Genomic DNA, 10730 nt, shown 5'->3' on the forward strand with positions numbered 1-10730 from the left:
GTGTGTGTGTCTGTTTTTTTGTTTACCCCTCCCCCCCCCCCCCCCCCCCCCCGCCGCGCCCCCCCCCCCCCCCCCCCCCGCGGGGGGGGGGGGCCCCCGCCCGCCCCCCCCCCCCCGATTCCATACCTGTCACGCGGCGGTTTTCTTCCGGGATCGACGGCCACGCGGCGCCGCCTTCTCCGCCTCCGCCGAGGCGGCCTCGAAGGCCTCCACGACCTCCGTCGGGATCCGGCCCCGGTCCGACACCGCATACCCGTTCTCCACCGCCCACGCCCGGATCGCACGGGATCGCTCCCGGTCTACCGGGGTCGCGGCCGAGCCATCCGACGCGGCGGACTGACCGGCAGCCAAACGCACCTTCCGGCCACCGACCCGCCGGGCCGCCGACACATATTGCGCCAGCGTGTCACGCAGATCGTCCGCGTTCGCATCAGACAGGTCGATCTCATAGCTCACACCGTCCAACGCGAACGGCACCGTCTGCGCCGCCTCACTGCCATCGATGTCATCGGTCAGCTGAACAAACACCTTTTGCGCCATCATTCATCCCTTTCACCGTTATTCAGAACCGCCCGCCATCACAAGAGTTGGCGAGCACCGCCCTCCCCCGTCCGGAACACCCTACGCGAATGTCAAATTGACACTTCGCGCGACCCACGCAACACCACCCACGATTGATAATTCGGTGCACCACCACCGAGAACAGTGCACCTCTAGCGCCCGCAGGAAAATCAGCTCATCGGCCAGCCAACGAGGTAAAAACCACTCTACGCGAACGAGTCTGCGGCGCAGCGAAATCACCAGACCCAGAGTCAAATGCGGAGCCCTCGAACTCAATATGGACAGCGAACTGCCCCGGCGCGAGTCGACAGAACCTACGTCTATCCGGCTCCCGTACGCCATGTCGCCAAAATCGCAGCCCTCGACACTTCCGGCTGCGATGACCTCGACATCAACTCAATGGCGTGCCACCACTCTCACCCGAGTCGGTGAACCTCGATAACACCTGACGGGCCCTTGCCAGAAAATCGCTTCCGGGTATGCCGAGAGGCATTACACTGCCGAAATGCCCGACGATCCTGCAGGTGGTCCCGCGCCAGCCGAGGCGCTCTCGCGCCTCGCCGACCGTTTCTGCCCCAACCTGCCTGACACGATGCTCACGCCGCATCAGGTCGCCGCCGCAGTCGCATCGGCGGTGGCCGTCGCCCAGCCGAACGCGGATGAGACCACGCAGCAGCCTGTTGGCGTGTCGGCTATAGAAGCCCTGGCGGCCTTACTGCTCATCCCCGCCGCACGCAGAGACATCGACTCCCTTGAAGTCGCTCTGATCGAAGCCGCGCTCGACCGCAGCGTGACATGGGAACAACTCGGCTCGCTGTACGGGGTCAGGACCCCGCATGCCATGCAGCAGCTCTATCGTCGGCGCAGTGGCACTCGCTCGTGGGCACACGACGGTTCCCCGGTACTGGCGTCACCGAACGACGATGAGCGATCCAGCGTCGGGCTGTCTCGGTCGGTGCCCGAAGTCGCAGGCACCTGGCACGTGGCCCTTCGGCGCGGCTGCCGCGCCGGGGACGAGGTTCTACGGGACGTGCTGCCCGTGGTCGTACAGTTGGAGACCCGCAGGCTGCACGGGATCAGCCGCCCGTGGCCTGCGTGGCTCGCCCAGGACAAGACCCTTTCTCGGCGTGCCCGGTCGGCGGTTCGATCTTTCGAGCGTATCCACGATTCCGGCTCAACGATCGTGGTTCTTCCCGCCCAGGACGCGACCGGCGCACTGGCGCCCAGGAACTCGGCGTGAGCACACGGCCAGCGCGGCGACCGCGTATCGCCCCAGATGCTGAAAACCCTAGTGAGCTTCGCGCTCGAGCTTTGCTGCGTCGGGAGTTCGGATCAGATCTCGACCGGATCAACGCGTCGCCGGAGCGCGCCACCGCGGACTACAGGTGGTGCAATGGCCGCCTCATCCGCAGCGTCGAGGTCAAAGAGATCACCGTCGATACGCATCGGCAGCTGGTCGCAGAGGCGAAAGCGGGCAAGACGGCACGCGACTCGACAACTTTGAGCATGCGCTGGATGATCATGATCAATCTGCCCACGCTGTCCACGGTGCTCGAACCGATGCCGTCGTTCCCGCCCGACGATCCGGAGCTGGCAGCAGACGTAGAGCAGTTCTTTGGGGCGCGCATGATGACCCGCGCCGAACGCGAAGCCGAGTGGCGACGCACCCATCCGGGTCCGAAGCACCAACCTACGCCTCAGATCAAGAACCTCGGTCGCGACCTGGACCCGCATCTGCTGGTGCTCGAACAGCACGGCATCGTCTCCACGCACGGTCCAAGGTCTGAGGACCCAGCGGTCGCGGCAGCCCTGTGGGCGATCGCTATGAGGACCCACGGCGCGATCTGTATGGCTCACAACCCAGTGCGTGATGAGAAGCCGGGTATCGACGTCGCCTTCGTGGCTGGCTACGTCCGCACCGAACGGGCCGACGTGTTGGTTGACCGTGTCGAGTTGTGGCTGCACAACGACGACCACAGCAAGAACGTGCGCACCTCACTAACCAACGAACCCAGCACAGAACGCCACGCGGTACTGGTTTTCGATCACCAGACTGAACCGGAGTACTGGTCGGCCACCGAACAAGGCGTCGGCTTCTGTCCTACGCGTGACCTTCAGCTGCCTGACGCAATCGACGTGCTGTGGATCATCATCGGCCCAATCGCCTGCCGCTTCAGCGCCTCCGAAGGATGGCGCGCCCTACGAATGCCGGACGAGGAAACGACCGCCCCTGAACCTGGGGCCAACGGCGCCGTCGAATAGCTCGCAGGCACTCCCACCAGGACGCCGACGCAGGCCGCACTGCCGAGCGCTTGGGTGGGCCGCCTGGGGCTCGAACCCAGAATCTACGGATTAAAAGCGGGGCAGCTGCGTTCGCTCGACACGTTGTTGTCGGACCACACGACTAGTGTTGCCGCCTGTGAGCGCCTCAACTACGCAATCAGCCCGCCGTCGCAACAAGCGACGCAGCCCAGAATCCGAACCCGGTCACTTGTACGTGATCCAGTTCGACAACCTCGTGATCAAGGTGGGCCGCACCTCAGATGCCAGCACACGCCGCCACGAGGAACACGCGCGCGATGCAGCGCGGTTTGGCCTGGCTGTTGTGAATGTGTGGTCCGCACCGGTGGGCGACGCGGTCAGGGCAGAGGATCGTCTGCTTCGGCGTCTCGACACGCTGGGCCAGCGCACGTCCGGCCGGGAGTACTTTCGCAGGATTCCGTTCACCGTCGCACGTCACATCGCCGAAGGTACCGGGTTCCGGTTAGAAGAGGTGTCATGCTGTTGCGGCCGCTGCGTTGGCAGTATCGAATTCACCCTCCGCGCTGTCGCCCTGACCTCCGCGCGTGATTCCGAGGATGGCGGGGAGCTACAAGCGGAGTTCCGTCTCGCCGATGGTGACCGAATCACTGGGGTCCTTTCAGATCCTGATCTTGACCAATCGGGGCGCTACCCGTTGCGCCCTGGCCAGCCGGTAGAGATCCAATTCGAACGACGAAGCATCGAAAGGGACACCTGGCAGATCTGGGGGGTCGCCGAGCAGTCAACCTGAACCCCAAGCCCTAGCACATCGAACGCTCATCGGTGACGCAGGTCAGCTCGGAGTCAGTGCACACCGTCGACGTTTGCTGCGCAGGCGCCACTGCGGAACGATCAAGTCCGCCTGCGGTGTCGCCTGCCACCGTTGTGGGACCACCACGTTGCCATTCGTGGGACCACCGACAGCAGTGCGGAAGTGGAACAGGTCATCGCGTTGGCGATTGGTGAACGCCGCGTTCCCGAACGACCGATAAGCGGCAGAAGCGGATGTTCGACCTTCGGCGACGAGGATCGACTATCGGTCTGCTGGCCTACGTGGCGACTGGGCGCCAGTCCGGGTCTTCCTTCGCCCGCGGTGGGTTGGAGAGGAACTAGAATCCGACTGTGATCGAAGGTCAGGTGTTCGCGCACCGGTACGAACTCGTCGAGCGAATCGGCGAGGGCGGAATGGGTGAAGTCTGGCGGGCCATCGACAGGGAATTGCGGCGCGATGTGGCGGTCAAGCGGGCCAGCGCGGGTGACGTGGACCAGGTGCGGCATGAGGCGCGGGTCGGCGCGGGGGTGCAGCATCCGAACGTGGTGACGGTCTTCGACGTGATCGAAGACGGGGACGAGCGCCTGCTGGTGATGGAGTACTTCTCCTCCCGCGACCTCGCCGACCTGCTGGATACCGAGGGTGTCCTGCCGCCGCGCCGTGTGGCCGCGATCGGTGCGCAGGTCGCTACGGCTCTCGCGGCGATGCACGCCAAGGGCATAGTGCATCGCGATATCAAGCCGGGCAACGTGCTCGTCGCCGAAGACGGGACCACCAAGCTGACCGATCTGGGGATCGCGACCTGGCGGGACCGCACCCTGACCGGCTGCGACCAGGTCGGTGGAACGCCCAGCTACATGGCCCCCGAGGTCACCGCGGGCAAGGCCGCGACCTCGGCCTCGGACGTCTTCTCGCTAGGCGCCACCTTGTTCGTCGCGGTGGAAGGTACCTCGCATCAGGAGGCTACGGCAGCCCGGCGCGCGGGGCGTCTGGATCCGGTGATATCCGCACTGCTGGAGCCAGACCCGTCGAAACGGCCGACGGTCGGCCAGGCACGGAAAATGCTTCTCCGCGCCACCGGTTCGGCATGGCGTCGTCCCGTCCCACGCGCGTCCGCGATGGTCGCCGGTGTCGCGGTGCTGTGCCTGGTCGGCTGGCAGTTGTGGCCTTCGCCGCAAGGGCAACCCGTGCCGGCTCCGGTAACCCCGAGCTTGGGCAGCAGGATGGGCGACGAACGTACGGCCGACCCGTGCGCATTGGCCGATCCCCATGTTCTCGATCGGTTCGGCCTGACCGAACTCGACACCGACCGGGGCGGGCTGAACAGGTGCGACCTGTTCCTGCGCCTCAGCGACCAGGACCTCGACGAGGTCTACGTCCAAGTCGAGTTGCAGCGCCCGGACCCCGACACCGCCGCAGGACCGGCGCCTGCCGTCTCGCCGGTCCGGATCGATCGGCCACCGTTGGCCGGCGGCAAATGCCGCCGCATCATGCGGCTGGCCGATCAGTCCCGGGTCGTGCTCACCGCCAAGCACAGCGCCGACAAGCCCGTCGACCTGTGCGCCATGACGGACGCCGTGACCGACCGGGCTGCGTCCCTGCTCGGCGACGGCGAGGTACCACGGCGGACGCGGCTCATCGGACCTCCTGCCGCGGTCTTCCAACTGGATCCGTGTTCGCTGCTGGACACCAGCGACGTGGCCGGAGCGCTCGGCGGTGTGCAACAGCCCAAGCGCGGATTCGGCGGCTGGGAATGCAGGTGGGACAACGCCGAGGCCGGCTGGGTGTCAATCGTCTACGACCGCAGCCGCCTGCTCACGTCTCCGCACGACGGCCAGCAGGTCATCCTGCACGGCCACGACACCTGGATCGAGACCAACGGTGACGGTAACGGAAGCTGTCTCGCCAACATCGTGCAACAGCACTACGCCGACCTCGACGAACCTGATCGAGCCAAGGTAGTCCTGGTGGCTGTCGCCTTCCACGGCAACAAACCAGGAGAGCAACTCTGCCGACCCGTCACCGCCCTCGCCAGCACCGTTGCGGAACGACTACTGCCACGCTGACCCAATAGAGCCACGGCGATTCCTGATCAGGCGCGCAGTGCAATGTCCGCCCGTCACGGCTGGCAATCCCGACCACCGAGCGCAGGTTGGGACGAAGGTGGCATACGCAACGCGAGACCGTCTGGAACTTGGGCCGGTTGTACTGGCGGAGCCTGACCATGCGGGACCTGCGGGCACGTGAACGAGCGGGAGCGGATCGCGGCCGGGCATCTCACCCATCCGCGGCAACCCCGGCAAACGGATCACCGAGAACGCTATCGCCGCGACCACACCGACTGGTCCGGACGCCGCTACTCGGGAACGGTCCCGTTGCCACCCCGGTAGGTTCGCCCGGCAGGACGCTACCGGCAAGTCGGCGATTCCCCGAGACACGTCGGTGGCAAAGCGCGTCACGCAAGCGTTTCGTTGACTGCCCGACGATAACGGCACTGTTTTCACGGCAAGCCCGACCCGCGCACGGTCAGTGTTACCAGGCAACAGGCCAGCGTGGGGAAGCTGGCTTCGAGCCGAGAGGCGGAGAGATGACGATGTTGGCGAGAATGAGACGAATGTGCGCCTGCGGCATCGTCGCCATAGTGATGATGGCTATGTACGGTATGGCTGGCGCGGCCGACCTCCACCCAGGTAGGGATATTGCCGCACTGTTTGTCCCACCGGACGGCAACGATGGCAACAGCGGCTCCCGCGACGCCCCATTCCGCACGCTCCAGAAGGCCGCGGACACCGCCGAACCGGCACCATCGTCCACGTCGCGCCCGGTGGCTACGTCGGCGATGTGGTGCTGTTCAGGGCAGGAAAGCCGGACTCGTGGATCACCTTCGTGTCCGAACCCCCACACGCCGCCATGATCACTGGCCGGTTTGCCCTGCAGCGTGAGTATGTCCGGGTGGCAGGCTTCAACACCACCGGACCGGGGATCCGCGACGGAATGGACGTGACCGCGAGTAATACCGTCATCCAGGGCAATGAATTCCACGATATCCACAAATTCGAGCCGAGCTCGGACGGCGGCTCCGGGCTGACCGTGTTCACTGACGACTACGAGCCACTGGAGAACGTGATCGTCGACGGAAATCACGTTTATGATATTGGGCTTTCCGTCGGCGATAACGAACTTGTGCAGGGGATCTACATATCCGTACCGTGCAAGGAGTGTGCGGTGGTCAACAACTTGGTCCACCAGGTCGCAGACTTTGGCATTCACTCCTACCACCGCCCACGTGACTGGCTCGTCGCGAACAACACGGTGTTCAACAATGGCAGGGGTATTCTCGCCGACCCCGACTTCACGGTGATCAACAACATCAGTTTCGACCACCAGAGGAGCAACTACGACATACGGGGCCCGGCGGCGATTTCCCACAACCTCTCGTTTGGCCGTGGTAGTGCGAAGCTAACCGGTGTGACCGTGGCGGATCCCCGGTTCGTGAACTACCAGGCCGACGGGTCCGGCGACTATCACTTGACAGCGGGCAGCCCAGGCATCGACTGCGGCACCGCCGAGAAGGCACCCACGCACGACATCGACGGCCGAACCCGGCCACAGGGCAAGGGATACGACATCGGCGTCTATGAACAATGACAGCCCGCTGAACTCGGCCTGCCTGACCGGAGCCTGGCCCGCCGACCTCGGCGAACTCCTGCACAAGCTCGACCGCTAGCAGCGCCCGGACGTCACGTCCGCCGCTTGTGCTCTTTGCGAGACCAGATCAGCCTGGCGGTCGGCGGATCTCGCCGAGACGACGGAGATGGAGTCCGGCTTCGCCGAGCCGAACGCAGCCCCCTGCCTCGCCACCACCTTCGGGACAACGAACATCCTGTCATCGGCATTTCCGGACGGTCGGTTGCCGTCGTCGTGATCGGCCCGCACGGTGAATCTGGAACATGTTCTCTCGGCGGATCACCTGCTGTCGGTGGTCCCATGACTGGCAACGTGGTGGTCCCACGACGGTGGCAAGCGATATGCGGCAGTGTCGTCTGCCTCGGCGATGCTCATGGCAAACGATCGCTCAGGCAGTCCCGTGCTCGAGGCAGACAACATGAGCGTTCGCCACCACGTTCGATGCCCGAACCGCGCAACCCAACCAACGTGGACCAGCCGAGCTGCCCAACCCGTTGTGGACGACGAAATTCACTATGCAAGCACGACGCGAGGGTGCCAGGGATCGTGATCAGCCAACCCCGCCGTCAGCACAGCAGTGAGAACGGAGCCCGGAAGGAGCCCAGAACGAATCCCCACACGCCATGCGCGGGTAACGAACCTACGCGAAACCCCAGGTAGGAACCGGTTTCTTGTGGTGGGCCGCCTGGGGCTCGAACCCAGAACCTACGGATTAAAAGTCCGCAGCTCTACCAATTGAGCTAACGGCCCGCGCGGCCAAGTCTAGCGGGACCTCGGGCGCGGCCGCCGGTCACCCTGGGGTGCCGGTCAGGCGATGTCCCGCTGGTGCAGCAGCCAGCCGCTGACGACGCCGAAGACCACCAGGTAGCCGGCAACCACTGCGGTCGCCTGCCCGGCACCGACGATCTGCCCGACGCCCGGTGTACCCGCGTTGGCACCGAGCGCGGCGGCCAGTGCCCCGGCGTTCGGCCCTGGCAGTACCTTCTGCAGCTGCGCGACCCAGTCGAGCAGGGGCGCGGCGATGGAGGCGAGCAGGTTCTGCACAGCTAGCAGCCATACAAGGCCGAGGCCGATCGGCAGCGCCACCGACCGCAACCCGACGGCGAGCAGGACGCCCAGCATCCCCCACATGGTCGTGACGAGCCAGCCCGCGCCGACGCCGATCAGCAGGTCGGCCGCACCAGGCCAGTGCATCGGCTGGTTCTCGACCGAGGCGACGACGGCGCTCGCGGCGGAGGTCGACGCGAACAGCGCCAGTACACCCAAGAGCGTTCCCACCGCCACCGTCACCGTCACCGTCTTGGCACCGTGCACGGTGGCGCGGGACGGCCGCTGCGCGAGCACGGTCTTCCAGGTCCCGAAGCCGTATTCGCTCCCAGCGACCAGCACACCGAAGACCAGCGCGAGCGCGCCGACGAAGACCGGCAGCCCGCCCAGCGTGCTGCCCACGACAGCCTCCGGCAGCATCGCTGCCAGGCCACGGCCGCTCCCCGGCGCCCCTGACCTCCCGTTCAGCCCGGCGAACGGAATCACATATCCGAACGTCAAGGTCAGGACGACGGCGATGGCCAGCAACAGCCAGGTCGCGGGCCTGCGGGACTGCTTCGCCAGCTCCGCGCGAACGTTAGTCAGCATGAGGAACACCTCCGGTCAGGGCGAGGAAGGTCTGTTCGAGGTCGGGTTCCTGCCAGCCGAGCTCGCTGACCGAAATCCCGGCGCCGACGAGTTCGGCGTTGATCCGTGCGGCTTGGTCGGCCTCGACGTCGAGCTCGATGACGTCTCCTTCGCCACGCACCGGCGTCTCTCCGAACAGTGCGCGAAGCCGGTCACGAGCTTGGTCCGCGGGACTGGCGACAATGCGTAGCGCGCCACCCGTGCGGAGATCGTCGACAGTCGTCTCGGCGATCAGCTTGCCGTGATCGATCACGCCGACGCGGTCGCAGATCTGCTCGACCTCCGCCAGCAGGTGACTCGACAGCAGCACAGTGCAGCCGTCGGTGGCCAGCTTGCGGATGGTGACCCGCATGTCGGCCATCCCGGCGGGGTCGAGCCCGTTGGTCGGTTCGTCGAGAATGAGCAGCTCGGGGTCCTTGAGCAGGGCGGCCGCGAGCCCGAGCCGCTGTTTCATCCCCAATGAGTAGGTCGCATAGCGGTCCCGGGCCCGATCGGTCAGGCTCACCGTGTCGAGCACGGCGTCCACGCGAGCCCGGCCGACGCCGGCGTGGTCGGCCAGGATTCGCAGGTTCGTCCTCGCGGAAAGATAGGGATAGAACGCGGGGCCCTCGATGAGCGCTCCGACCCGGTCCAGGCTGCGAGGCCCCGGTTCCCTGCCGAGCAGGCGCAGCGTTCCCGCCGTCGGCCGGATCAGGCCGAGCAGCATGCGCAACGTCGTCGTCTTGCCCGCGCCGTTCGGCCCGAGGAAGCCGTACACCTCGCCCGCTCGTACGGAGATGTCGAGACCATCGACGGCGGTCGAGGCACCGTAGCGCTTGGTCAGCCCGTGGGTTTCGACTGGCGTGTTCATGGCTGTCAGGCTCCGCTCTTCGAGGTGGCCACGCGTCCGTCGTGAAGCGGCTTCTCCACTACGTCGGACGCGGTAGCCGGGATCGCGCGACGCATCCGCCCCCACGGCTTGAACACCGAAAGCACGAAGGCGAACAACAGGAGACTGGGTGCGACGACGACCGGATAGAGCAGTTCGCTCGGCGACCCGAGGCTCGTGTCGCCGGCCGCGAGGCGCTGCGCGTTGGCGGCGACGTCGTTCAGCCCCGGCCGGAGAACGAACAGGATCAGCAGTGACATCACGACGTTCACCACGAGCTTGGCGAACACCCACCAATACCTGAACAGGCCGTACTTGCTGCCGACGGCGAGCACGGCCCCACTGGCCAGGCAGAGGAGGCTCGCCGCCAGCATCGGCCAGCCCGCGAAGAGCTCGAGCACCCGGTAGCTCCCGGCGGTGATCCCGGGATCGCTGGTCAGCAACGCGGTGCAGACCAGGATCCCCAGCGCGAGGTCCATGCCCATCCACGCGCCGGCCGTAACGATGTGCGCGACCAGGAAAGCCTTACGCGTACGGGATCCCAGCCTGCGTGGCCGGGCCGGTGCGCTGGTCGTCATGGTCTGCCTCCCGGAGACGGATTCGTCGTGGTCGTCCCCATCGTCGAGTTCCCGGCGGCTCCGGTCGTCAGCTCAGGCGCGGCACTTCCGGCTACGAGTTCACGCGTACGGCTCACTCGCGCGCCGGAAATTGTCGGTGGTGGATGAGACGCTCACGGCATGACCACCGGACCGATTCCCGAGGCCAATCGACCCCCGCCCGGGGGGGGGGGGGGGGGTGGAGAGGGGCCGGGGGGTGGGGGACACGGGGGTCAGTGTCTCTATATAGTTGTGGGACCCCCGCCCCCGC

At 66.1% G+C, this 10730-nt stretch carries 9 protein-coding genes and 2 tRNA genes; 5 read left to right on the forward strand and 6 right to left on the reverse strand.

What is annotated here, in order from left to right; all coding sequences use genetic code 11:
• Positions 1–129: 129 nt before the first annotated feature.
• Positions 130–540, reverse strand: a complete 411-nt coding sequence (locus ACFWX1_RS17490) for an Lsr2 family protein (RefSeq protein ID WP_378388588.1) — start codon at positions 538–540, stop codon at positions 130–132.
• A gap of 526 nt (positions 541–1066) precedes the next feature.
• On the opposite strand from ACFWX1_RS17490, the gene ACFWX1_RS17495 reads away from it, so the two are divergent.
• Both ACFWX1_RS17495 and ACFWX1_RS17500 read left to right on the forward strand, forming a co-directional pair.
• Complete coding sequence (locus ACFWX1_RS17495; RefSeq protein ID WP_378388414.1) at positions 1067–1801, forward strand: hypothetical protein; 735 nt, start codon at positions 1067–1069, stop codon at positions 1799–1801.
• Positions 1802–1872: 71 nt separating this feature from the next.
• Positions 1873–2823 (forward strand): hypothetical protein, encoded by a 951-nt coding sequence (locus ACFWX1_RS17500; protein ID WP_378388416.1) that lies wholly within the window; start codon positions 1873–1875, stop codon positions 2821–2823.
• 51 nt (positions 2824–2874) lie between these two features.
• On the opposite strand, the gene ACFWX1_RS17505 is transcribed toward ACFWX1_RS17500, so the two are convergent.
• A tRNA-OTHER gene (locus ACFWX1_RS17505) sits at positions 2875–3009 on the reverse strand.
• Between the two features lie 49 nt (positions 3010–3058).
• Between ACFWX1_RS17505 and ACFWX1_RS17510 the strand changes: the two genes are divergently transcribed.
• The 3 genes from ACFWX1_RS17510 to ACFWX1_RS17520 all read left to right on the forward strand — a co-directional run bounded on the left by ACFWX1_RS17510 (position 3059) and on the right by ACFWX1_RS17520 (position 7282).
• Positions 3059–3613, forward strand: coding sequence for a GIY-YIG nuclease family protein (locus ACFWX1_RS17510; RefSeq protein WP_378388418.1), 555 nt, complete (start codon positions 3059–3061; stop codon positions 3611–3613).
• A gap of 371 nt (positions 3614–3984) precedes the next feature.
• Positions 3985–5700: a protein kinase gene (locus ACFWX1_RS17515; protein ID WP_378388420.1), complete on the forward strand. Its 1716-nt coding sequence runs from the start codon at positions 3985–3987 to the stop codon at positions 5698–5700.
• 775 nt (positions 5701–6475) lie between these two features.
• Positions 6476–7282 carry a choice-of-anchor Q domain-containing protein gene (locus ACFWX1_RS17520; protein WP_378388422.1) on the forward strand — a complete coding sequence of 269 codons (807 nt, stop codon included), beginning with the start codon at positions 6476–6478 and terminating at the stop codon, positions 7280–7282.
• A 713-nt stretch (positions 7283–7995) separates the two neighbouring features.
• Here ACFWX1_RS17520 and ACFWX1_RS17525 read toward each other — a convergent pair.
• The 4 genes from ACFWX1_RS17525 to ACFWX1_RS17540 form a co-directional block, all read right to left on the reverse strand.
• Positions 7996–8071: transfer RNA gene (locus tag ACFWX1_RS17525), tRNA-Lys, on the reverse strand.
• 57 nt (positions 8072–8128) lie between these two features.
• Positions 8129–8956: an ABC transporter permease gene (locus ACFWX1_RS17530; protein WP_378388424.1), complete on the reverse strand. Its 828-nt coding sequence runs from the start codon at positions 8954–8956 to the stop codon at positions 8129–8131.
• A complete protein-coding gene (locus ACFWX1_RS17535; protein WP_378388425.1) occupies positions 8946–9845 on the reverse strand; it encodes an ABC transporter ATP-binding protein in 900 nt (299 codons plus the stop codon). Before ACFWX1_RS17535 ends, ACFWX1_RS17530 begins: the two co-directional genes overlap by 11 nt.
• Positions 9846–9850: 5 nt before the next feature.
• The gene (locus ACFWX1_RS17540; protein WP_378388427.1) at positions 9851–10441 is read right to left on the reverse strand and encodes a hypothetical protein; all 591 of its coding nucleotides are present in this window, start codon (positions 10439–10441) and stop codon (positions 9851–9853) included.
• Positions 10442–10730 lie beyond the last annotated feature (289 nt).

The organism is Amycolatopsis sp. NPDC059021 (assembly GCF_042739895.1).
Classification (GTDB): Bacteria; Actinomycetota; Actinomycetes; order Mycobacteriales; family Pseudonocardiaceae; genus Amycolatopsis.